Raw genomic sequence first — 22,685 nt, forward strand, 5'->3', positions numbered from 1 at the left:
ACTCACTCCTCGATGCTGTCCCAGACCTCTCGCCAGATCCGAGCGAGGTCGGCGACCTGATAGTGGGCATTGAGTCCGCTGGGCTGAGGCACCACATGCAGGGCCACCTCGGGCGGCCATCCATCGATGAGCGAGGTGTCCTGCTCGCCGAACTGGGCCTTCGGCTGGCGATAGCCGACCCGAAATGACGTGATTCCGGCGATCGCCACTGCCCTCGGACGGATGACCGGCAGTCGGTCGATGAGATGGGCGGCCGCATCACGCAGCTCCTGCCGGGAGAGCTCATCGGCTCGGACGGTGGCCCGACCGATGAGGTTGGTCAACCCGATTCCACGTCTGAGCAGCTGCTGTTCGTCGGCCGGATCGAGCCCACGGGAAGCATCGACGAGGTGATCGGTCAGACCCGCCTGATGCAGAGACGGCCAGAACCGGTTGCCGGGTCGAGCGAACGGAGCATTGACCGCGGCCGTCCACAGTCCGGGATTGATGCCGACGATGAGCAGCTTCAGCCCCTCGGAGTCTGGGGGCAGAATGTCGTCGATCGCATTCGGGTCATCCGTGGCGAACGCCGCGAGGTCGTCCTTCGTGGGTTTGCGACCGCCCAAGGGGGAGGGCCTGCGGCTGCTGACATTGTTTTCCTCACTCACATCTTTCACACTACCGTCGTACCATGAGCCACGAACATGTGAGTCGGCGAGCCGGCGAATCCGCACCGTTCCATTTCGCCGACCGGTGGATCGTCGAGGCCGAGCCTGAGACTGTGTGGGCGGTGCTCGAGGACGTCGAAGAATGGTCCCGGTGGTGGCCGGGTCTCACCGAGGCACACCGCTTCGGGGAGTCGCTCGTCCCGGGAGCACGCGCACGCATCCTCGTGCGCACACCCATCGGCGTCACCCTGCGGTTCGTCATCACACTCCAAGAGGTGGACTCACCGCGATACATCCGCTTCAGTGCCTCCGGCGACCTGCGAGGCGAAGGCATCTGGACACTCACTCGTGAGCGCGGAGCCACCCGCATCGACGCACAGTGGTGTGTGACGACGATCCGTGCGCTCATCACGATGATGCGGCCGGTGTCGGGAATCATGCATGCGCTGGTGATGGCAGCCGGTGAACGCGGACTCCGCCGGCGACTCTCCGGCACCGCCGGCGACTGACACACGGCTCAGCGCACAGCAGCACCGCTGAACTCTCGGACCTGCCCGGGCCACGCGTCGATGCCGCCGGCCAGCGACCGCAGCCGCACCCCGGGCGGGGCCGCCTCGGTGAGCAGAGACACCGCCTCCGCCGACCGGGCACCGGACTTGCAGTGGAGGACGACCTCGGTCCGATCCTGCCCGCCCTCAGCATGATCCACCGCCTCGGCGACGGCCTCCCAACCGTGTGCGCGGATCCGATCCAAGGGCAGATGCACAGAGCCCGGAATCATCGCCAGGGCACGTTCCCACTCCTCACGGACGTCGAGAACCACCGCAGCATCCCCGAGCCTCACCAGCCCGGCCGGATCGATCTCATCCACCCCATCTGCGGGCCCACGGTCCCCGGAACCGCCGACGGCAGCAGAAGAGGCGACGGCGCAGGCGGCGGCCACCTCGGTGAGGTCGGTGACGGCCGGCCGGTCGGGATCGGGGGAGAAGCGCAGGGTCGAATACTCACCGGCCAAAGCGTCGTAGCGCAGCAGCCTGCCGATGAACGGGGTGCCGATGCCGCAGATGAGTTTGATCGCCTCGGTGGCCATGGCCGAACCGACGGTCCCGCACAGCACGCCGAGCACTCCGCCCTCGGCGCAGTTGGGCACAGAATCGGGTTCGGGGATATCGGGGAACAGGTCGCGCAGCATCGGTCCGTGACCGGGGACGAAGGTGCTCACCTGGCCGGCGAACCGGAAGATCGTGCCCCACACGAGCGGGGTGCCGGTGAGTTCGGCGGCATCATTGGACAGGTACCGGGTGGCGAAGTTGTCGGCCCCGTCGAGCACCACATCATGGTCAGCGAACAGTTCGAGGGCATTGTCGGGGCTCAGCCGCCCGTTGATGGTCCGGACCTCGAGGTGCGGATCGAGGCGGTGCAGCGCGGCAGCAGCCGATTCGACCTTCGACCGGCCCACATCAGCAGTGCGGTGGATGATCTGGCGCTGCAGGTTCGACGTCTCGACCGCGTCATCGTCGATGATCGTCAGAGACCCGACCCCGGCGGCCGCCAGATAGTTGAGCACAGGGGACCCGAGACCCCCGGCCCCGATGACGAGCACCGAGGCGGCCCGCAGCCGCCGCTGCCCCTCGAGTCCGAATCCCGGCAGGCTGAGGTGGCGGGCGTAGCGTGCGATCTCCTCCTGTGCCAGCGGTGGACCGGGGGCGACGAGTGGGGCCAGTCCGGTGTCCGGTGTTGGGGTGGCGTTGACCGTGGTCATGACGTGCTGACCATTCCGTCGAAGGTCGACGACGCCAGCGCCAGGGGCCGTTTCGGAATGCGGCCGGCACCGGCCGCCAGGTGTCCGGCTTCGACGGCCAGCGCCATCGCCCGAGCCATGGCCTGCGCATCATGGGCGCGGGTGACCGCCGAGGCCAACAGCACCGCGGTGCATCCGAGTTCCATCGCCAGCGCCGCATCGGAGGCGGTGCCGACACCGGCGTCGAGGATGATCGGCACCTGTGCTCGGGCGACGATGGTTTCGATGTTGTGCGGATTGAGGATGCCCAGTCCGCTGCCGATGGGTGCCCCGGCGGGCATCACTGCTGCCACGCCGGCGTCTTCGAGTCGCTTCGCCAGAGCGGGGTCGTCGTTCGTGTACGCGAAGACGGTGAACCCGTCGAGGACGAGTTCCTCGGCTGCGGCGAAGAGTTCGATCGGGTCCGGCAGCAAGGTGTCCTCATCGGCGATGACTTCGAGCTTCACCCAGTTCGTCTCGAGCGCCTCCCTGGCCAGCCGTGCAGTGAGCACGGCATCCCGAGCGGTATAGCATCCGGCGGTGTTCGGCAGAATGCGGATGCCCAGACGGTCGAGCAGCATGAACACAGAATCGCGGGACTCGGCATCGAAGCGGCGCATCGCTACGGTCGTCAGCTCCGTGCCCGATGCCTGCAGAGCCGCATCGAGGATGCTCAATGAGCTCGCCCCACCGGTGCCCATCACGAGTCGGGAGGACAGTTCCACATCATCGATCGTCCAGGTCATCTCAGCCTCCCTGCACTGCGGTGACGATGTCGACGGTGTGCCCGTCGGCGAGGGTGAAATCGGACCAGGCGCCGCGGCGGATCACCTCACCGTCGACGGCCAGGGCGACACCCAGCCGCCCTCCGTCGGCCGGGGTTCCGTCCTCACGGAGCTGACGCCCGGTGACCTCGGCGACGAGCTCGAGCGCCGAGGTGGCGGCGGGCAGGGCGCGGGACTCGCCGTTGAGCACGATGGCCGGTGACTGAGCTGGTGCGGATGTTGTGCGAGTCATAACAGGCTCCTCTGGGAGTCGGTGGTGGGCAGCGGATCATCAGCAGGGTCATAGGTGGAGGCAGGCATCGTGGCGTCGGCAGAGAATCGCTGGAGGTCCACGGAGTCGAGGGCACCGTCGGGCAGCCAGTCCGAGCGAAGACCCAACGCGAGCTCGGCGCTGAGGCGTCCCCCGAGAGGGGCGAGAAGAATTCCGTGGCGGAAGTACCCGGTGCTCACGATGCAGCCGTCATCGACTCGGCCGATGAGCGGAAGATCATCGGGGGAGCCGGGGCGGGCGCGAGTGGTGACATCGGTGACCTCACAGTCGAGGACGCCAGGGACCAGCCGCTGACCGTCCTGGAGGAGCCGGTGCATCGCCCCGGCGGAGATGCCGGACCGGCCGTCCTCACGGGAACTGGCCCCGAGTACGATCTCACCGTCGGGACGGGGAACGAGATAGACGGGCCGACCGTTGACCAATCCACGGATGGTCGAGGTGAGGAGGGGGTCCAGTTCCGCCGGGGCACGGAGTCGCAGGACATCACCCCACACGTGCCGCAATGGCAGGACAGGTACGCCGGTGATGCCGTTCGCCTCGGTGCCGGCGGCGATGATGACCTGATCGGCCGACAGATGACTGCCGTCCTCGACCTCGACACCCACAGTGGCACCGCCGTCCCGGACGAGTCCTGTCACCCGTCGTCTCAGCAGACCGGAGGCGAAGGAAGTCAGCAGCGCCGAGGTGATCCGCCGGGGGTCGATGGAATGATCCCCGGGAATGCGGACGGCCCCGGCCACCGACGGTGACAGGGCCGGTTCCAGACTCCTGGCGCGCGAGCCGGTGAGCAGTTCGGTCGTGAAGCCGGCCTCGTCCTGGTTCTCTCGCAGCTCCCGCAGCGCCTGCAGATCGGCACGGTCCCCGGCACAGACGAGTGTGCCTGTGTCGGTGAGGCCGAGATCGGCACCGGTTGCGCTCGCCACCTCTGCAGCGAAATCCGGGTACAGCCGGGCCGAGGTCTGCATCAGCGGGTACAGGGGAGTCTGCCCCCACACCACTTCGGCAGCCGGAGCGATCATCCCTGCCGCAGCGTGGGTCGCCCCCTGGCCCGGGGTGGGATCGATGATGGTGACTTCGGCACTGAGGCGGCGCAGATGCCACGCGGTCGAGAGGCCGATGATTCCGGCCCCGACGACGATGACGTGCATGGATTCTCCCTCCGGCGGCATGATCCGCATCAGGTCTGACGGTCGGCTCCTACGCCCTCTCAGCCTCGTTGTGAGGCTCCCGCGAACTTCCTCTACTCTATGACCATGACCACAGATATGCCACCGCACACCGAGGTGCCCGGCACGCTCCGTGCCCAGCGGCACGACCGATTGGCCGCAGCCGACCTCTACCTGTGCACCGACGCCAGGAGCGCCCAGGGCGATCTTCCCGAGTTCCTCCACGCCGCCTACTCCGGGGGAGTCGACATCATCCAACTGCGCGACAAATCGTTGGAAGCCAGAGCCGAGATCGCCGTCCTCGAAGTGCTTCGCGACGTCGCCGCCGAGCACGGGAAACTGTTCTCCGTCAATGACCGTGCCGATATCGCACTGCTCACCGGCGCCGACGTCTTCCACGTCGGGCAGGGAGATCTCACCAGCGCCCAGGCCAGGGCCGTGCTCGGCCCCGAGGTCATCCTCGGCCGCTCCACCCATTCCCTGGACCAGGCGCTCGCCGCCGAGGCGGACCCGGAGATCGACTATTTCTGCGTCGGTCCCGTGTGGGAGACGCCGACGAAACCCGGCCGTCCCGCCGTGGGCACACAGCTGCTCACCGAGGTGGCCGCCTCGGCGGCGAACAAACCCTGGTTCGCCATCGGTGGGATCGCCGCCGGTGCCAGACTCGATGAGGTCCGAGACGCGGGCGCCTCCCGCGCCGTCGTCGTCCGTGCGATAGCCTCGGCCGAGGATCCCGGCGCAGCCGCACGGGCGTTGAAGGAGGAACTCGGATGACAGAGACCACGCACCCAACAGCTGAGGGAAACGGACTCACGATCCTCATCGCCGGGGCCGGCGCCACCGGCGGAGCCTTCGGCACCTACCTGCTCGAAGCCGGTCGGGACGTCACCTTCTTACTCCGTGAGGCCAAAGCGCAGCGGGTCCGCACCGACGGGCTGCGCTTCGTGTCTCCCGATGCCGACCGGACGAACACCGTCGACGTGATCACCGCGCCCGAACTGGAGGCGAACCCACGCACATTCGACCTCGTCATCGTCGCGGTCAAAGCGAACGGCTTGGATTCGGTGCTCGGCGATATCCGCCCCGCCATCGGACCGAAGACGACGATCATCCCATTCCTCAACGGCATGGCCCAGATCGACCTGCTGCAGGAGAGCTATCCGGGACAGGTGCTCGGCGGATTCGTCAAGATCGTCGGCACCATCAAAGGCGATGCGGTCCATCAGCTCACCGGACTGTCGGTGATGACGATCGGCGACCTCGACGGCCGAGAGGTTCCCGCGCCGATCGCCGCCGCACTCGACGTCCCCGGTTTCGGACTGCAGGTCATCGACGACATCACCGGCGGGCTGTGGGAGAAATGGGCGTTCATCGCCGCCGCCGGGGTCGTCACCTGCCTGTTCCGTGCCCCGGTGGGGGCGATCATGACCGCCGGTGGTCACGATCACGTGCTGCAGATCATCGCCGAAGTCGAAGCCGTGGCGGCAGCGGCAGGCCATCCGGTGTCCGAGAAGTCGCATGCCATGTCGGTGAAGATGCTCACCGAGGACGGTTCGGCGTTCACCTCGTCCCTCTACCGGGATGTCACCGCCGGGCTGCCCAGCGAAGCCGAGCACATCCTCGGCGATCTGTCGACGAAGGCCGCCGGGCTGGGAGTGCAGACTCCGCTGCTCGACCTCACACTCGTGCAGCTGCGTGCAGGAGCTGCCCAGAAGCAGCGCTGACTTCCGCCGCGCCCGTGCGCAGCATCGCCAGATAGGGTGCGCTCGGCTGGGTGTGTTCGATGTCGGCCGAACCGTGCGGGGCGGTGAACGTGACCACCGGAACGCCGTCAGCGACGTCGAGGACGAGAAGCGTTTCGTACCCGCCGGGCCCCACCGAATGCGAGGATCCCGCGGGCAGGTCGAAGACGAGGCGCTCCAGCGGTGAATCGGCGGCCGGCCGCCGATGCATCTCCTGGGCTGCGACATCGGCGAACTGTGCGGCGGTGATGAGGTAGGCCTTGGCCGGAGTGGGGCCGGGAATGTGATGGTCGTAGAACGCCATTCCTCCGCCCCACACCTTCGAGGCTCCGGCGAAGTAGATCGCGCCGGGCAGTTCGATTCCGGCTTCTGCGCGGGGCGGAGTGCCATCCCGCGCTCCCGGATAGGTGACATGCGCGCCGGGCGGTCGACCACCCTGCAGATAGCAGGCGAGCCGGTCGCGAGCCATGTTCGATCCGTAGCTGACATACCATACGTGCGTATTCGACATCGTCTCCATGATGCCACTTCGGCCCCGCGACGTGTCGACGCGGGGCCCGGCGTCGCGGAACTTGTCCGTCGGGAACTTGCCGGTCGGGGCCTTGCCGATTCGCGCCCCGGAGACCCAGGCCGTGCGGCGGAGGCGTCGGACGAATTCGGCCGCCCCGGTGATGAACAGTGCGATGCCGATGCCGACGGCCACTCCGAGCAGCGGCCGGTCGTCGAACACAGCGCCGCCGATCAGCCCGATCCCCGTCGAATAGAGTGCCCAGGCCAGGCTGCCGATCGCGTCCCAGAGAAGGAACCGACGCACGGGAAACCTGAGCATCCCCGAACCGATCGTCGTCAGCGTGCGACCCCCGGGAATGAAGCGACCGGCGACGAGGGCGGACGCGCCTCGCCGAGCGAAGGCGGAACAGGCGGAATCGACGACTCCCGAGGTGCGCTGCCGCAGCCGGCAGGCGACCTGTCGCAGCCACGAGGTTCGCAGTCGCGAAGGGCTGGTCTGTGACCGTCCCAGCCGCGAGGCGCGCTGACGTGACGGCCGTGTCCGTGACCGTCGCGTTCGTGACCGTGCCAGTCGCGACCGGGCGAATCGACCGACCCCGTGAGCGGCCAGATCACCGGCAAGCGCCCCGAGCACGGCCGCGAGCACGAGGCCGGCCGGATGGGGGATCCCGGAAGCGGAGAAGGCGGCGGCGCTGATGAGCAGCGTCTCCGAAGGCACGACGGGCACCAGAGAATCGAGGCTCGCGGCCACGGCGATGAGCAGGTAGACCCACGGGGAGGTGAGTACGGCGGTGAGCAGCTCGAGTGCGAGGTCCATGCTCATCCACGTTAGAGACCCGGTCGAGGTGCGAGAACGCGGTCGAGCGCATGATGTGAGCGGTCGGCCGGCAGGCGTGATGCGGAAAACCGGAACCAGAGACTGCGGGCGAACCCCTGTGGACCGGCGGTGCGCGTTGCTACGATCGATCCATGCCCTGGCCGAGTTCGCTGACCACCCGGATCCCACCCGAGACCCGGATGTTCGCCGCCCGGTGGGGCCGCTCCCTCCTCGCCGTCCTCTGGGGCGGTCTGCTCTTCCTGCCGCTCCTCGTGACATCCGTGCTCTCACCTGCCTCACCGTGGGCCGAGCGGGTGCGGAATTGGGAACTGTCCCGGCACTCCCGCGGCTTCGGCCTCGTCCTCTCGACCCCTCCGCACCAGCGCCGGTTTCTTCTCTGCAGCGGACTCGTCGCCGGGATCGCCATCGCACCGACTCTCAACCTCCTCGGCGGGTTCATCGTCGTCACCATCGGCTCCCTGATCCAGGGACTCTTCATCGGCGGAGCCATCGACATCGGCTTCGATATGTGGACGATCTCCCAGCCCACCCTCTTCGTCGGCGTCCTCTACGGCGCGGCCAACCTCATCGGTGCCGTCGTGATCGCCGAGGCGGCGAACTGGGCGCACGGCCGCATCGACGCGACATTCGCCGAGGTGACCCGTCCTCACGCTCTCAACACCCGGATCGGTGAGCTGCTGACGACCAGGCGCGGAGTCGTCCTGGCCATCGACGAGGAACGACGCCGCATCGAACGGGATCTGCACGACGGAGTGCAGCAGAACGTCGTGTCCCTGTCCGTGCTCCTCGCCCGAGCCCAGCGCGCCACGGATCCGGTCAAGGCTCGCAGGCTGCTCGACGATGCGCTCGTCCAGTCCCAGGACCTCATCGACGAAATGCGGGAAGTGGCGTGGCGGGTCTACCCGACAGCGTTGGACGACCATGGGCTCGGTCCCGTGCTCGTGAGGATCGCAGACCGCAGTCCCGTGCCGTTGACCGTGACCGAGGTGCCGGACCGCAGATTTCCCCTTGCCATCGAATCCGCGACCTATTTCCTCATCCGCGAGGCGGTGACCAACGTCGTCAAACACGCCGAGGCGGAATCCGTCACCGTCGCCATCATCGACGACGAGGCGATGCTGACCGTCACAGTCGTCGATGACGGGTGCGGCGGAGCCGACCCGAACGGGGGCGGACTGCAAGGACTCGCACGACGTGTCGGAGCCCTCGACGGAGCGCTGAGCATCGACTCACCCGCCGGTGCAGGCACCACAGTGAGTGCTCGGATCCCGCACGGGATCGCCCCTGAAACCGAGACCGTCGAGAGGTGACCATGACCGAAACACCTGATGAGACCGGAATGCGCGTCGTTCTGGCCGATGATGCTGTGCTGCTGCGTGAAGGAGTCCGCAGTCTGCTCGAGGACGAGGGGATCAGCGTCGTCGCCTCCGTCGGCGACGGACACGAACTGCTGCGCACTGTCGCAGAGCTCCACCCTGATCTTGCGATCGTCGATGTGCGGATGCCGCCGACCCACACGACGGAGGGCCTCGAAGCCGCTCTGGCGATCAAACGGCGCTTCCCTGACATCGGAGTGCTCGTGCTCAGCCAGTACGTGCTCCGGGAATACGCGACGGAGCTGCTGAGCACCGAATCCGTGGGCGTCGGCTACCTGCTGAAGAACCGAGTGACCGATATCGACCGGTTCCTCGACTCCGTCAACCGGATCGCCGCAGGCGGAACCGTCATCGATCCTGAGGTCGTCCGACAGCTGCTGAGCACCTCGGAAAAGCAGAACACCCTCTCGTCACTGACACCGCGGGAAGCCGAGGTGCTCGAAGCCATGGCCGAGGGACTGTCGAACCGGGGCATCGCCGAACGACTCTTCGTCTCCATCAGCTCCGTGGAGAAGGCGATCAGTGCGATCTTCGACAAACTCGGCCTGCACGCGGGGGAGACGACGAGCCGCCGAGTCGCAGCGGTGCTCGCCTACCTCGACCGATCCTGAATCGTTCCTCGACCGGTCCTGATCGTCTGCATGACGGGCTCTCGCACGATGTTTGCATGATGGGCTCTCGAACGGGAGGCGCGGCCGCGTCCATAGACTGGCGTTGTCCGGTCCGAGAACTATCTCGGGACAATGCGCAAGGAGAGAGATGAAGCGTCGTTTCCCCGACATCAGAGAACTCGCACCGCTGCTGCAGTTCGAACCGCCCCGGTTCGACCGAGTCGCGGCGAGGCTCGAATCCGCGGCCGATATCTGGGACCTGCGCCGCATCGCCAAACGGGTCACGCCGCGAGCCCCCTTCGACTACGTCGACGGGGCGGCACTGGACGAGAGGACCCTGCGGAAGAACCGTGAGGCCCTCGGCCAGGTCGAGCTGCTGCCGCGCATCCTCCACGGTGTCGACGCTCCCGACACGTCGACGACCATCGCCGGTGCGAAGACCCGCCTGCCCTTCGGCATCGCCCCGACCGGCTACACGCGGATGATGCACTCCGCCGGAGAGGTCGCCGGTGTGCGAGCGGCGACGAAGGCCGGCATCCCGTTCTCCCTGTCGACGATGGGCACAACATCCGTCGAAGAAGTCGCCCAGGCGGCACCGGATTCGACGCGGTGGTTCCAGCTCTATCTGTGGAAGGACCGTCAGCGCAGCCTCGAACTGCTCAGACGTGCCCACGCCAGCGGTTACGAGACTCTGCTGGTGACCGTCGACACCCCGATCACCGGTCAGCGGCTGCGCGACCACCGCAATGGACTGTCGATTCCTCCCCGACTGAATCTGGGGACGATCCTCGACGCGTCGTACCGGCCCGGCTGGTGGTTCAACTTCCTCACCACAGAACCGCCGAAATACGCCTCCCTGTCGAACACCTCCCAGTCATTGGCCGAGTTGACGCAGACGATGTTCGACCCCACACTCGACCTCGACGACCTGCGGTGGATTCGTGAGCAGTGGCCGGGCACGCTCTTCGTCAAGGGCATTCTCACCGCCGACGACGCCAGGCGAGCTCAGTCAGCGGGAGCAGACGGACTCGTCGTCTCCAATCACGGAGGCAGGCAGCTCGATCGGGCTCCGGACTCGCTGACCTCCCTGGCCGAGGTCCGCGCCGAGGTGGGCACGGACATGGAAGTCATCTTCGACTCCGGAATCATGTCGGGCACCGACGTCGTCGCCGCACTGTGCGCCGGAGCCGATTTCGTGCTCATCGGCCGCGCCTATCTCTACGGACTCATGGCCGGCGGCCAGCGGGGAGTCGAACGGGCGATCGACCTCATCCGACAGGAGATCCTCACTGCCATGGGTCTCATGGGTGCGCGCAGCATCGCGGACCTCGGCCCCGATCTCGCCCGCAACCTGCCGCGACCACCGGCCTCAGGCAGCGAGATCCCAGTCGACGCAGTCTGAGATCCGGTCAGGCTCGCAGCAGCCGTGTGAGCAGACGGAACTGATGGGCGCCGGCCTCGGCCGGGTCGATGACCTGAGCGGAGGATGCCATTGCACGATCATCGTCGGTCAGCTTCAGAGCCCACTCATCGAAGGTGCGCAGGAGCGAGAACACCGTCACGGACTGAAGCTCGAGCGGACACTCATCGTCGACCGCTCCGGTCTCACGCCCGACGGCGAGCACCGCGCTCACCCATTCTTCGACGTTTTCGGCGAGCTCTCGCACAGCGGAGTTGTCGGGATTCGCATAGACGATATGCCACAGCAGGGTGAGTTCGCGACTGTCGGGCCAACTCTGTGTGACGTCGGCCCAAACCGAGCGCGCACGCCCCCAGAACTCGTCCGCGAAGCTGTCGGGCGCAGGCGGAGTCCAATGACTCCGCGCTGCAGCAGCCAGCTCGGCGACGACGAGGGAGAAGAGGTCGTCTTTCGAATCGACGACGTGATAGAAGGAGCTCTTGCTCATCCCGCAAGCGGAGATGATGCGATTGAGCGAGGCTTCGTCGAACGTCCGTGTGGCGAATTCCTGCGCGGCAGCCCGAACGAGTGCGGCTCTCCTCTCGGGGCGCATGCGCGCCAGCGCAGTCTCGGACACGAGGTCAGTGTAGCAATATTCCACCCACCTCTGGACCGCCCGGTCCACGAGGTGCTACCGTGATTGGACCACCTGGTCCACAATCGAGTCGATGCATCGAATGGAGTCGAGAATGATCACTGCAGCCACCGTCGACGAACAGCTGAAAGCAGTGACTTCGGACGAGCCGCGCATCCTCATCGTCGGAGCCGGGATCGCCGGCATCACCGTGGCTCAGCTGCTCCGGGCTCACGGTCTGCACCCTGTTCTCATCGACCGCTCCGCCGACGCCGAGCGGATGATCGGTGACAACAGGGCCGGATACATGCTCGCCCTCATGCCCATGGTCGACCCTGTCATCGACGAGCTCGGGTGCAGGGAGAGCTACCTCGAGGCCAGCGTCGGCATCGACCGCTACATCGCACATGCGCACACCGGCAGAGTCCTCCGACAGGACCATCTCGGCGCTCTGTTGGCCGAATACGGCGACTATCGCGGAATCTCCCGAGCTGCACTGCTCACCGTACTCACCGGCAGCGATTGCCCGATCGCCTTCGACACAGCTGTGGGACGGCTGTCCGACGACGGCGAGTCGGTGAGCGTGACTTGGGCGGAGGACCATCCGCGTGAAGAACGGTCGCCCGGAGACGATTTCGATGTCGTCGTCATCGCTGACGGAATGAATTCCCGGACGCGGGGCCTCGTCTCGGGAGGGCCCGAAGAGGCGAACCCTGCCTGCGCGGATGCCGTGGACACGGCGTGGGGCGGATGGGTCTGCTGGGCCGACGCGGATGCCGACGTCGACGCCGTCGATGAGGTCTGGGGAGATGGGTTCTTCCTCGGCATGTACCCGGTCAAGGACGGCATCGGAGTCTTCCTCGGCTGTCCCGACTCCCGACAGCCGCTCGGGCCCCGCCGTTTCGCCGATGAGGTCCGCGGCAGGCTGAGGGAGACCACACCGCGGATCGACGCCTGTCTCGATGCGATCGCGGCGGCAGGGGACCCGTTCTTCTGGCCTCTGCGCGACTCACGAACACAGCGCTGGGTCCACGGTCGGACAGTGCTGCTCGGAGATGCTGCGGCCGGATTCCTGCCGACCGCAGGAATCGGTGCCGGCATGGCGATGGAAGCGGCAGGAGTGCTCGCGGCCGAACTCCGGACGTTCGCCGATGGGCACACAGACTCGAGCAGCACCGTCAGTGCTGCGGCGTCCTTCGACCCGGATGCCGTGCTGAAGCGGTTCGAATCACGGCAGCGCCCGCGCGTCGAAGCCGCCCATGACAATTCCCGTTCGCTGGCCAGGATGATGTTCGACCGGTCGCGGATCGTCGCAGCCGTCCGCGACCAGGTGTTTCGGTTCGTGAGTCTCAAGATCGCACTGGGACCGATCGTCAAGCTGCTGAAGGCTCCGGTCGGCCGGATGTGACCCTGCTTGCACTCTCGTGGGGTCGCTGCCTGCACCACCTGCGCATGTGGTAGGAATGGCCAGGGTCCTCGTGCGTGGACCTGAGGATCCACGAGCGAGGACGACCATGAGAACACCAGCCGCCTCGGTGAGCGAAGAGCGCCACCTGCACAGAGGACTGAAATCACGGCATCTGCAGATGATCGCCATCGGCGGAGCCATCGGCACCGGACTCTTCCTCGGCTCCGGAGGCACGATCTCCCAGGCCGGACCCGGCGGTGCACTCCTGGCCTATGCGGCCATCGGCGTCATGGTCCTCTTCGTCATGCAGTCGCTGGGGGAGATGTCGACGCATCTTCCCGTGGCCGGTTCGTTCCACACCTACGGCACGAAATACGTCAGTCCGTCTTTCGGGTTCGCCATGGGGTGGAATTATTGGTTCAACTGGGCCATCACGCTCGCCGCGGAACTCGTGGCCGCCGGTGTCATCATGTCCTTCTGGTTCCCCGATGTGCCCTCATGGATCTGGGCGGCGAGCTTCCTCCTTCTCTTGGCCGGACTCAACTTCCTCTCCGCCAAGGCCTTCGGCGAAGGCGAATTCTGGTTCGCTGCGATCAAGGTCACTGCCGTCATCGCATTCCTCGTCCTCGGCGTGCTCATGATCGTCGGCATCATCGGCGGCACCTCACCGGGGGTGGACAACTGGACCACCGGCGATGCCCCGTTCGTCGGCGGCTGGATGTCGGTCATCAGCGTGTTCATGATCGCCGGCTTCTCCTTCCAAGGCACCGAACTCGTCGGCGTCACCGCCGGTGAGTCGGAGAACCCGCGCAGGGACATGCCCCGGGCCATCCGCACAGTGTTCTGGCGGATCATGCTCTTCTACATCGGCGCCATCGTCATCATCGGCTTCCTCCTGCCCTATACCGACCCGTCGCTGCTGGCCTCGGCGAACAATGAGGACATCACGGCCTCACCATTCACCCTCGTCTTCGAACGGGCCGGGATCGCCATCGCCGCAGGAGTGATGAACGCCGTCATCCTCACCGCCATCCTCTCCGCCGGCAACTCCGGACTCTACGCCTCGACCCGCATGCTCTACGCCATGGCTGAAGAGGGCACCGCGCCGAGGCTGTTCGCCCGGCTCAATGCGCGCGGCGTCCCCGTCACGGCTCTGTTGGCCACCGCCGTCATCGGTCTGTTCGGCTTCCTCACGGAGATCATGGGTGACGGCGGAGCGTATACGTGGCTGATGAACGTCTCGGGCCTGTCCGGCTTCATCGTCTGGGTCGGCATCGCCTGGTGCCACTTCAGGTTCCGTCGTGCCTATGTGCGCCAGGGCAACAGCATCGATGATCTGCCGTACCGTGCGCCGCTGTTTCCGATCGGTCCGGTCATCGCACTCATCATGCTCATCATCGTCATCATCGGCCAGAACGTGCAGGCCATCGTCAACGGGCAGCTGGTCCAAGTCGCCAGCGCCTATGCCGGGCTTCCCGCATTCCTGCTGCTGTGGCTCATCCATCGCATCGTCACCGGCCGACGCTCACGCATGGTCGGATTGTCGGAGATGGACGTCGACGGACTCGAGATCACAGCGGAAACTGAGGCATGAGCACTCGGTCGGGATCGTAGATGTCTCGAAGTCGACATAGCCGACCGTAGTCCTCCGGTTCGAACGCAGAGGCGACTTCAGCCGAATCGAGTTCACGGAATGTGAAGTTCAATGCTCTGCCTAAGATCGTGGACCCGTCGGGCTTATCCAGAGCCCCGGAGATGTGTTTGAGATGGCGTAGCTGTGATGATGTCTGGCCGGTCTGTTCGGATGGCTCCAGAGGTGAGAGAACCGACAGCAACCACCGTGCATTCCGGTGTCCGATCGCGTTGGGCGAGGACGCCGGCTGCGCCAACTTGCCACCGAGGATGCGGATTCCAGTGACCGTGAACGTGGGAACCTGGCTCGGAGCACCGGCGATGCGCATCCGCTCGAGCGATGCGTCGTCGAGGTCGGAGAGCAGAAAAGCCTCGCTGGTGTAGCCATGGGGGTCGGCGGGTTCGGCGAAGATTTCGCCGGACCGAGAGAACGGCAGACGGTCGACCGTGGGCTCGAAGTCGATTCCCGCCCAGTGCAGTGAGCTCTTCAGATCATCGATCACGGCGAGTCCGCGCTGTGGCTCGCCCGACCAAGAGACCTGGATCTGCATCCGGTGGGCACCGCGGAGGAACGGGGGCAGATCTTCTGCATCGGTCGGTGCCGCCATCAATGTGGCTGCCGTCATCATGTCCGGACTCTGAGTCTCGGCCCAGTCTCGCCACACCTGCAGGGCCCCGGGGTTGGCGAGGAGATCGATTGAGAGTGAACCGGCGATCAGCTCGGTGACCGGGAAGAGCCGCATAGTCAGAGACGTGACGATTCCGAAATTGGATCCGGCCCCGCGCACTCCCCAGAACAGTTCGGGGTTCTCGGTCGGACTCGCCGTGAGCCGTCGAGCATCAGGGGTGACCAGCTCGACCTCGGTGACGGAGTCGGCACCGAAACCGTAGGCCCGCGACAACAGCCCGAAACCGCCTGACAGGCAGTAGCCGACGACTCCTACCGCGGGGAAGCTGCCCGATAGGGGAGCGAGCCCGTGTTGTGCCGCGGCTGCGATGACAGCGGAGAATCGCGTACCCGCTCCCACTGTGACCGTACGCGAAACGGAGTCGACCGTGACATCGTCGAGTCCGGAGGTGTCAATGAGAGTGCCGTCACTCATGCCGCGGGTCCGTCCATGGCCGGTGGCCTGAACGGCGATGAGTGGTGATGGTGACAGTTTCTCGTTGGTGACGGCCGCGATGACATCGGCGACCGACTCGGCGCGAACGGCCCGGGCAGGGGTGTGCGGATGGGCGAGTTGAAATCCTGTAAGCGAGTTCATGCCTCCACCGTAGATCTGGTTGTGGCCAGAACGTGACCGCAATAGAGTGGGCCCGTGAGCGACAGGGCGAAGAGCAGTGAGATGCCGGGGCGACTGCTCCGGCTCCTCACCCTCCTCCAGACCCGCGGACGATGGTCGGCCGAGGAACTCAGCGACCGCCTCGGTGTCGGTCGACGAACTCTGCGACGCGACATCGACCGCCTGCGTGCTCTCGACTATCCCGTCCGCAGTCGCACAGGACCCGAGGGGGGCTATTCACTCGGGGGAGGAACGAAACTGCCGCCTCTTCAACTCGCCGACGAAGAAGCTGTCGCTGTCGCCATCGCCCTTGCCTCGTACGGGGGAGGTGCGGCTGAAGCGGGGATCGACAGTGCGCGGATCAAGATCGAACGACTGCTCCCTGCCCGGCTGCGCGGCACCTATCGTCGCCTCGCCGACTCGATCGATGTGTGGCAAGGACCGATTGAACAATCCATACCCGACGCCGATACACTCATCGAACTCGCCGATGCCGCAACGGAACATCGCCAGGTGTCATTCATGCATGAGAGGCGGGACGGCGGCCTAAGCATGCGTCAGGTTCAGCCTCACAGGCTCGCGACACTTTCGGGCCGCTGGTACCTCGTAGCCTTCGACTGCGATCGAAATGACTGGCGCTCGTTTCGGGTCGACCGGATCAACAGGGTCAAGGTGGGACATCATCGCTTCGAGCCTGCTGCCATCGACGCGGTGGATTTCCTGCAGCGCTCATTTGCTGCGGCCCGCTACAGATTCAATGCCACAGTCTCCTTCGGGATCAGCGCTGTTGAGCTGGGGAGACTGTACTACGGAACCATCGTGGGAGAGGTGATTGATCGAGCCGACGGCGGCTGTGACGTACACGTCAGCGCGGACTCGCTCGACCTGGTCGCCCAGACGCTCGGCAGGCTGCTCTCACTCGACGTCGAGGGTGTCCTCGATGTCGAGGGTGATGAGGCCGTACTCAAGCGGTTGAGGACGATGAGGCGACGGCTTCCTGAATAGCGGCGTGGGGCGAAGTCGCCAAGCCCGGAATCGTAGGTTAAGCTAGGCTCGCCTAACTACTCAAGAAGGATTCCATGCGTCGTATTCTCGCCCCACTGTTCGCCTCTGTTCTCGTTCTCGCCGGCTGCGGTGGGGGAGGCGCCGCCGAGGAGGCCTCCGGGCCCAGCGTCGAGACGAAGTTCGGTTCCGTCGAAGTCCCCGCCGATCCGCAGCGCGTTGTCGCGCTGGGATGGGGAGACGCCGAAACGGCCCTGGCCCTGGGAGTGCAGCCGGTCGGCGCCTCCGATTGGGTCGAATTCGGAGGCAAGGGCGTCGGCCCCTGGGCCGAAGACCTCTACGATGAAGCCCCCGAGATCATCGCCACCATGGAACCCGACTACGAGGCGATTGCCGCACTCGAACCCGACCTCATCCTCGACACCAAGAGCTCCGGTGAGAAGAAGCGCTACGACCGTCTCTCCGAGATCGCACCGACCGTCGGCTCGCCGGAAGGCGGCGACAACTACCTGACGACGATGGACCAGCAGGTCGACCTCGTCGCCCAGGCTCTGGGCAGAGAAGACGAGGGCGAGAAGCTGCTCAGCGACCTCGACGAGAAGTTCGCGTCCGTGCGCAAGGACCATCCGGAGTTCGACGGAAAGTCCGTGACCGTGGGATCGAAGACCTCGGAAGGCTGGGGAGCCTATGTCGGCGGCTCCGAGCGAGTGGAGTTCATGAAGAAGCTCGGATTCGAGCAGTCAGAGAAGATCGAGGCCCTCAAACCCGAAGGCTTCAGCGTCAGCATCTCCGAAGAGAAGCTCGACCAGCTCGATGCCGACCTGCTCGTTGTCTTCCCCATCTACATCGGAGACTCAGAGGTCACGAACGACCCCGCCTTCAAGCGCATCCCCGCGGTCGAAGACGGTCGTGACCTGGTGCTGACAGAAGACCTCAATGATGTGCGCCAGGCCTTCTCGCTCAACTCGGTGCTTTCAGCTTCCTATGCAGCTGACAAGATGCCCGGGCTCATCGCCGACCGGCTGAAGTGACGCTCAGCGGCGGCTGCCGCGCAGCGCATCCAGACCGACGTCGATGATGCGGGCATGGTGAGTATCGGCGAGCGAGTCGATCGCCAGCCATTCGGCACGATCCGTCGTCCCGTCGACCTCGAGAGTGCCCAGGGTCCCGCCCGTGATCCGAGCTTCGTAGACGACACGGACCCCTTTGAACGGCCGGTCGGTCGATTCCCCGAAAGCGGGATTGCGCCGCGAGTCCGTGAACGAATGCGTCGTCAACGGGCGAAGGAGCTGCGCATCGTAGCCGGTCTCCTCTTTGATCTCGCGGATCGTTCCCTCTTCGATCGTCTCGAAGAATTCGATCCCGCCGCCGGGCAGCGTCCAGATAGCGTGGGCGCGGTCCCGCCCGCCGTTGAACCAGCTGAGGAGGATTTCGTCGTCATCGTTGACGATGACCGCGTAACCGGCAAGGCGAGTGTCATATTCGGAGAAGTGCATGACCTCACCCTACCCGCGCCCGATCGTCGTGACGACGACGGTGGTTGCTGCCGTCCCCTTGCCGCCTCGGCGTACGGGTGAATAGTCTGATGCCATGACCGAGCAGACAGCACAGGCCGAGACCAGACTCGTCCGCCGCCGCCACATACCGGCTCCGGCGGAGGCGATCTTCACCCTTCTGACCGATCCGCAGCGACACCGCGAGACCGAACCCGGAGATTGGGTCCGCGATGCCATCGACGACGCTCCGCTGACCGGAGTCGGACAGGTGTTCTCGATGAATATGTTCCTCGACGCCGCGGGCGGTGCCTACCGCATCGACAACACCGTCACCGCATACGAACCGCTGCGTGCTATCGCGTGGGACCCCGGCCAGACCGACGACACCGGAACATTGACCCCCGGCGGCTGGCGATGGCGCTACGACCTCGATGAGGGAGAGACCGGCACCGAGGTGACCCTGACCTACGACTGGTCCGCCACGAGCGAGGAGACCCGGCAGGCCTTCGGCGGCTTCCCTCCCTTCCCCGCTGAGTTCCTCGAAGAATCCCTGGCAAGCCTCGAGCGTGCTGTGACCCGGGCCGAGTGAAACCGGCACCCGATAGTCTGGAGGGGTGACTACCATCAACAGCAGACTCGTCGGTGACTCCGGTCCGCGCATCGTCTTCCTCCACGGACTCTTCGGCCGGGGCAAGAACTTCACCCAGATCGCGAAGGCGCTCGAACCCGAATATTCGAGCCTGCTCGTCGATCTGCCCAACCACGGGGACTCCGACTGGACGGAGACCTTCGACTACATCGCCATCGCCGATGCCGTGGCCGAGCACATCTCCGAGGTGACCGAGACCGACCGGAAACCTGTGCATCTGGTCGGACATTCCCTGGGTGGGAAGGTCGCCATGGTGCTGGCCCTGCGCCACCCCCAGCTGATCAGCCGACTCGTCATCGTCGACATCGGACCCAACGCCGGGGGATCGACAGGGGTCTTCGACCACCTGCTCTCCAGCCTCGCCGTGCTCGACCTCGACCAGCTGGACTCACGCAAGGACGCCGACGCCGCATTGCGCGAACCCATCCCGGAAGCGGCGATCAGGGGCTTCCTGCTGCAGAACCTGCGCCCCACCTCGGCGGGCTTCGCCTGGCAGCCCAACCTCACCCTGCTGCACTCGAGTCTTGACATCATCGGAGATTTTCCCGATATGGGCGATTCCGAATTCGACGGCCCGGTTCTGTGGGTGGCCGGGGCGGAATCCGACTACGTCAGCCGCGACGACCTTCCGCAGATGCGGGCGCTGTTCCCGCGCGCCACGCTGCTCACCGTCAAAGGCTCCGGGCACTGGGTGCATTCGGAGAAGCCGGAGGCTTTCGTCTCGTCGCTGAAGGCATTTCTCGGCAGACCCTGAGAGGGGAATATGCTGGTCGAGTACGACGTTGCCCCCCAGCGAGCACGTCACCGTGACTATATTTCAGGAGGAATGCGTGAGCACTTCGATCCCGGCCGATCCCGCACCGAAGTTCGCCGAATATGCGGACGGAGCCCGACTGGTGAGCACCGATTGGGTGGCTGAACATGCTGGTGACCCCGGACTCGTCATCGTCGAAAGCGACGAGGATGTGCTGCTCTACGAGACCGGTCACATCCCAGGTGCGGTCAAGGTCGATTGGCACACCGAGCTCAACGATTCCGTCACCCGCGACTATGTCGACGGGGAAGGCTTCGCTGCGCTCATGTCCCGCAAGGGAATCTCCCGTGAAGACACGATCGTCGTCTACGGCGACAAATCCAACTGGTGGGCCGCCTACGCTCTGTGGGTCTTCACCCTCTTCGGCCACGAAGACGTCCGCCTCATGGACGGCGGACGCGCCAAGTGGCAGGCCGAAGGCCGTGAGATGACCACGGAGAAGCCGCAGCCCGAACCCACCGAATACCCGGTCGTCGACCGTGACGATTCGACCATTCGCGCGTTCCTCCCCGAGGTCCGCGACAGCCTCGGCGACCTGCCGCTCATCGACGTGCGCAGCCCCGAAGAGTACTCCGGTGAGCGCACGCACATGCCCGCCTACCCGGAAGAGGGTGCACTGCGCGGCGGCCACATCCCCGGCGCGCAGTCGATGCCCTGGGGCAAGGCTGCCAATGAGGACGGAACCTTCAAGTCTGCCGCCGAACTGCGCGAGCTCTACACTGAGCAGGCCGGACTGGGTGAAAGCGAAGAGGTCATCGCCTACTGCCGCATCGGCGAACGCTCCAGCCACACCTGGTTCGTGCTCAAGCACCTGCTCGGCTACGACAACGTCCGCAACTACGACGGGTCCTGGACCGAATGGGGCAATGTCGTGGGCGTGCCGATCGTCACCGGAGCCGAGCCGGGGGAGGTGCCCGGACGCTGATGGCAGAGACCCCCACACCTGAGACGGCGGACCTGCCCGAGGGCCTGGCCGAGATCGTCACCGACTTCGCTGAGACGCCGGCAGATGACCGTCTGCAGCTGCTGCTCGAACTCGCCACGGATCTTCCGGACCTGCCGGAGAAGTACACCGATCATCCCGAGCTGCTCGAGCCCGTGCCCGAGTGCCAGTCGCCGATCTTCCTCGTCACCGAGATCGAATCCCCCGAGGCGGGGGAGCAGGCCGAAGTGAGACTGCACTTCTCCGCACCGCCGGAAGCGCCGACGACCCGCGGATTCGCGGGAATCCTCCACGAAGGTCTCGACGGCTCCACCGCCGCGGCGATCCTCTCGGTCCCCGCGGACCTGCCCCTGCGGCTGTCGCTGTCCGATATCGTCAGTCCGCTGCGTCTGCGCGGAATGAGCGGCATGCTCTCACGGATCCAGCGTCAGGTGTCCGAGAGGATCGGCAAGATCACAGTCGCGTGAGACCGACTTCGCTTGGCTGAGGTGGGACAGTGGGTTACAGTGTGGTTAGCCTGCCCTTAGTCCACTGACCATCACCCCACCGCGAAGGACCACCTCGATGACCGGTTCTGCCACCACCGCCTCGGCGGAACCGCACACCGAGAACCCGCAGGCGATCGGTCGGAGTCTGTGGCTCAAGCGAGTGGTCGGGCTGGCGGCGGCGGTCATCGCGCTCATTGCAGTGGTGACGGCCTCGCTGGCCATCGGTGCCCGCGACATGCCGGTCTCCGAAGTCATCGGGGCATTCTTCAATCCCTCCGGCAGCGATGACCAGCTCGTCGTCCTCGAACTCCGTCTGCCGCGCACGGTGCTCGGCGTCCTGGTCGGCATGGGGCTCGGACTCGCCGGCGGACTCATCCAAGCTCTGACCCGCAATCCGCTTGCCGATCCGGGCATCCTCGGCGTCAATGCCGGAGCATCGCTGGCGATCACCATCGGAGTCGCCTTCTTCGGCATCCACTCGATCACCGGCTACATCTGGTTCGCGTTCGCCGGAGCGCTCATCGCCACAGTCGGCGTCTACATCATCGGCTCCTCGGGGCGCAGCCGCTCCGTCGACCCGATCCGACTCACCCTGGCCGGTGTCGCCGTGGCCGCCGTGCTCACCGGACTGACCAAGGGCATCCTGCTGACCAACGAACGTGCCTTCGACTCGTTCCGCTCCTGGGATGTCGGCGCCATCGCCGGACGCGATTTCGACACCGTCACCGCGATCCTGCCGTTTCTGATCATCGGCGTGGTCCTGGCACTGGGGGTGTCCCATTCGCTCAACGCTGTCGCCCTCGGCGATGACCTCGCCGCGAGCTTGGGCACCTCGGTCAATCGCACCCGCGTCCTGTCCATCCTCGCCGTCACCCTGCTTGCCGGTGCCGCTACTGCGGCCGCTGGGCCGATCGGGTTCATCGGGCTGATGATCCCGCACATCGCTCGGTGGATCGTCGGTCCCGATCAGCGCTGGATCCTCGGCTATTCCCTGGTGCTCTCACCGATTCTGCTGTTGGCCTCCGACGTCATCGGCCGAGTCGTGATGAAGCCGGGTGAACTCCAGGTCGGTGTCGTGACCGCGTTCGTCGGCGCTCCCGTCCTCATTGCGCTGGTGCGCCGGAAGAAGGCGAGCGGACTGTGAGAAGCACTGACTCGGCGGTGCACGACCGCACACTCACGCCTCATCCGCGCGCTCTGCCGGGGGAGAA

General features: G+C 65.8%; 24 protein-coding genes and 1 riboswitch. Of the genes, 15 read left to right on the forward strand and 9 right to left on the reverse strand.

All coding sequences use genetic code 11. The features are described from left to right. Positions 1-2 precede the first annotated feature (2 nt). Positions 3-647: a mismatch-specific DNA-glycosylase gene (locus L1F31_RS07650; protein WP_265420047.1), complete on the reverse strand. Its 645-nt coding sequence runs from the start codon at positions 645-647 to the stop codon at positions 3-5. A 23-nt stretch (positions 648-670) separates the two neighbouring features. Here L1F31_RS07650 and L1F31_RS07655 point away from each other — a divergent pair, with 23 nt between their 5' ends. Beyond that, positions 671-1,156, forward strand: a complete 486-nt coding sequence (locus L1F31_RS07655; protein WP_265420048.1) for an SRPBCC family protein — start codon at positions 671-673, stop codon at positions 1,154-1,156. An 8-nt stretch (positions 1,157-1,164) separates the two neighbouring features. On the opposite strand, the gene moeB is transcribed toward L1F31_RS07655, so the two are convergent. From moeB to thiO, 4 genes are all read right to left on the reverse strand, one after another. Beyond that, positions 1,165-2,409, reverse strand: a complete 1,245-nt coding sequence (gene moeB / locus L1F31_RS07660) for a molybdopterin-synthase adenylyltransferase MoeB (RefSeq protein ID WP_265420049.1) — start codon at positions 2,407-2,409, stop codon at positions 1,165-1,167. Beyond that, positions 2,406-3,173: a thiazole synthase gene (locus L1F31_RS07665; protein ID WP_265420050.1), complete on the reverse strand. Its 768-nt coding sequence runs from the start codon at positions 3,171-3,173 to the stop codon at positions 2,406-2,408. Before L1F31_RS07665 ends, moeB begins: the two co-directional genes overlap by 4 nt. 1 nt (position 3,174) lies before the next feature. Continuing rightward, the gene (gene thiS / locus L1F31_RS07670; RefSeq protein WP_265420051.1) at positions 3,175-3,444 is read right to left on the reverse strand and encodes a sulfur carrier protein ThiS; all 270 of its coding nucleotides are present in this window, start codon (positions 3,442-3,444) and stop codon (positions 3,175-3,177) included. After that, positions 3,441-4,631 (reverse strand): glycine oxidase ThiO, encoded by a 1,191-nt coding sequence (gene thiO / locus L1F31_RS07675; protein ID WP_265420052.1) that lies wholly within the window; start codon positions 4,629-4,631, stop codon positions 3,441-3,443. The genes thiS and thiO overlap by 4 nt, the downstream gene beginning before the upstream one ends. Then, positions 4,621-4,724: riboswitch (TPP riboswitch) on the reverse strand. Its footprint overlaps the gene before it by 11 nt. Positions 4,725-4,736: 12 nt before the next feature. Between thiO and thiE the strand changes: the two genes are divergently transcribed. Further along, a complete protein-coding gene (thiE, locus tag L1F31_RS07680; protein ID WP_429860951.1) occupies positions 4,737-5,423 on the forward strand; it encodes a thiamine phosphate synthase in 687 nt (228 codons plus the stop codon). Continuing rightward, positions 5,420-6,373, forward strand: coding sequence for a ketopantoate reductase family protein (locus tag L1F31_RS07685; protein WP_265420053.1), 954 nt, complete (start codon positions 5,420-5,422; stop codon positions 6,371-6,373). The genes thiE and L1F31_RS07685 overlap by 4 nt, the downstream gene beginning before the upstream one ends. Here the strand turns inward: L1F31_RS07685 and L1F31_RS07690 are convergent. Next, a complete protein-coding gene (locus tag L1F31_RS07690; protein WP_265420054.1) occupies positions 6,327-7,718 on the reverse strand; it encodes a DedA family protein in 1,392 nt (463 codons plus the stop codon). The two genes, L1F31_RS07685 and L1F31_RS07690, sit on opposite strands and share 47 nt — an antisense overlap. Positions 7,719-7,870: 152 nt before the next feature. Between L1F31_RS07690 and L1F31_RS07695 the strand changes: the two genes are divergently transcribed. The 3 genes from L1F31_RS07695 to L1F31_RS07705 all read left to right on the forward strand — a co-directional run bounded on the left by L1F31_RS07695 (position 7,871) and on the right by L1F31_RS07705 (position 11,128). Then, the gene (locus L1F31_RS07695) at positions 7,871-9,049 is read left to right on the forward strand and encodes a sensor histidine kinase (RefSeq protein ID WP_265420055.1); all 1,179 of its coding nucleotides are present in this window, start codon (positions 7,871-7,873) and stop codon (positions 9,047-9,049) included. 2 nt (positions 9,050-9,051) lie between these two features. Beyond that, positions 9,052-9,726: a response regulator transcription factor gene (locus L1F31_RS07700; protein WP_265420056.1), complete on the forward strand. Its 675-nt coding sequence runs from the start codon at positions 9,052-9,054 to the stop codon at positions 9,724-9,726. Positions 9,727-9,874: 148 nt separating this feature from the next. After that, on the forward strand, positions 9,875-11,128 hold the full coding sequence (locus tag L1F31_RS07705) for an alpha-hydroxy acid oxidase (protein ID WP_265420057.1): 1,254 nt from the start codon (positions 9,875-9,877) through the stop codon (positions 11,126-11,128). Between the two features lie 7 nt (positions 11,129-11,135). Here L1F31_RS07705 and L1F31_RS07710 read toward each other — a convergent pair whose 3' ends face one another. Further along, complete coding sequence (locus L1F31_RS07710; RefSeq protein WP_265420058.1) at positions 11,136-11,762, reverse strand: TetR/AcrR family transcriptional regulator; 627 nt, start codon at positions 11,760-11,762, stop codon at positions 11,136-11,138. A gap of 112 nt (positions 11,763-11,874) precedes the next feature. On the opposite strand from L1F31_RS07710, the gene L1F31_RS07715 reads away from it, so the two are divergent. After that, a complete protein-coding gene (locus L1F31_RS07715) occupies positions 11,875-13,167 on the forward strand; it encodes an FAD-dependent oxidoreductase (RefSeq protein WP_265420059.1) in 1,293 nt (430 codons plus the stop codon). A 106-nt stretch (positions 13,168-13,273) separates the two neighbouring features. Further along, positions 13,274-14,761, forward strand: coding sequence for an amino acid permease (locus L1F31_RS07720; RefSeq protein WP_265420060.1), 1,488 nt, complete (start codon positions 13,274-13,276; stop codon positions 14,759-14,761). On the opposite strand, the gene L1F31_RS07725 is transcribed toward L1F31_RS07720, so the two are convergent. Next, the gene (locus L1F31_RS07725; protein ID WP_265420061.1) at positions 14,739-16,064 is read right to left on the reverse strand and encodes an FAD-binding oxidoreductase; all 1,326 of its coding nucleotides are present in this window, start codon (positions 16,062-16,064) and stop codon (positions 14,739-14,741) included. The genes L1F31_RS07720 and L1F31_RS07725 overlap by 23 nt on opposite strands. Before the next feature lie 54 nt (positions 16,065-16,118). On the opposite strand from L1F31_RS07725, the gene L1F31_RS07730 reads away from it, so the two are divergent. After that, positions 16,119-17,087: a helix-turn-helix transcriptional regulator gene (locus tag L1F31_RS07730; protein ID WP_265420062.1), complete on the forward strand. Its 969-nt coding sequence runs from the start codon at positions 16,119-16,121 to the stop codon at positions 17,085-17,087. A gap of 74 nt (positions 17,088-17,161) precedes the next feature. Beyond that, on the forward strand, positions 17,162-18,115 hold the full coding sequence (locus L1F31_RS07735; RefSeq protein WP_265420063.1) for an iron-siderophore ABC transporter substrate-binding protein: 954 nt from the start codon (positions 17,162-17,164) through the stop codon (positions 18,113-18,115). 3 nt (positions 18,116-18,118) lie between these two features. Here the strand turns inward: L1F31_RS07735 and L1F31_RS07740 are convergent, their stop codons facing one another. Then, the gene (locus tag L1F31_RS07740) at positions 18,119-18,580 is read right to left on the reverse strand and encodes an NUDIX hydrolase (RefSeq protein ID WP_265420064.1); all 462 of its coding nucleotides are present in this window, start codon (positions 18,578-18,580) and stop codon (positions 18,119-18,121) included. A gap of 94 nt (positions 18,581-18,674) precedes the next feature. On the opposite strand from L1F31_RS07740, the gene L1F31_RS07745 reads away from it, so the two are divergent. The 5 genes from L1F31_RS07745 to L1F31_RS07765 all read left to right on the forward strand — a co-directional run bounded on the left by L1F31_RS07745 (position 18,675) and on the right by L1F31_RS07765 (position 22,618). Then, positions 18,675-19,169, forward strand: coding sequence for an SRPBCC family protein (locus L1F31_RS07745; protein WP_265420065.1), 495 nt, complete (start codon positions 18,675-18,677; stop codon positions 19,167-19,169). A 25-nt stretch (positions 19,170-19,194) separates the two neighbouring features. After that, positions 19,195-19,983, forward strand: coding sequence for an alpha/beta fold hydrolase (locus L1F31_RS07750; protein WP_265420066.1), 789 nt, complete (start codon positions 19,195-19,197; stop codon positions 19,981-19,983). A 76-nt stretch (positions 19,984-20,059) separates the two neighbouring features. Continuing rightward, entirely contained in the window at positions 20,060-20,968 is a 909-nt protein-coding gene (locus L1F31_RS07755; protein ID WP_265420067.1) for a sulfurtransferase, read from the forward strand. Then, entirely contained in the window at positions 20,968-21,453 is a 486-nt protein-coding gene (locus L1F31_RS07760) for a SufE family protein (RefSeq protein WP_265420068.1), read from the forward strand. Before L1F31_RS07755 ends, L1F31_RS07760 begins: the two co-directional genes overlap by 1 nt. Positions 21,454-21,550: 97 nt before the next feature. Next, a complete protein-coding gene (locus tag L1F31_RS07765) occupies positions 21,551-22,618 on the forward strand; it encodes an iron chelate uptake ABC transporter family permease subunit (protein ID WP_265420069.1) in 1,068 nt (355 codons plus the stop codon). Positions 22,619-22,685: the final 67 nt, after the last annotated feature.

Origin of the sequence: Brevibacterium spongiae, from assembly GCF_026168515.1 — a bacterium.
Taxonomy (GTDB): domain Bacteria; phylum Actinomycetota; class Actinomycetes; order Actinomycetales; family Brevibacteriaceae; genus Brevibacterium; species Brevibacterium spongiae.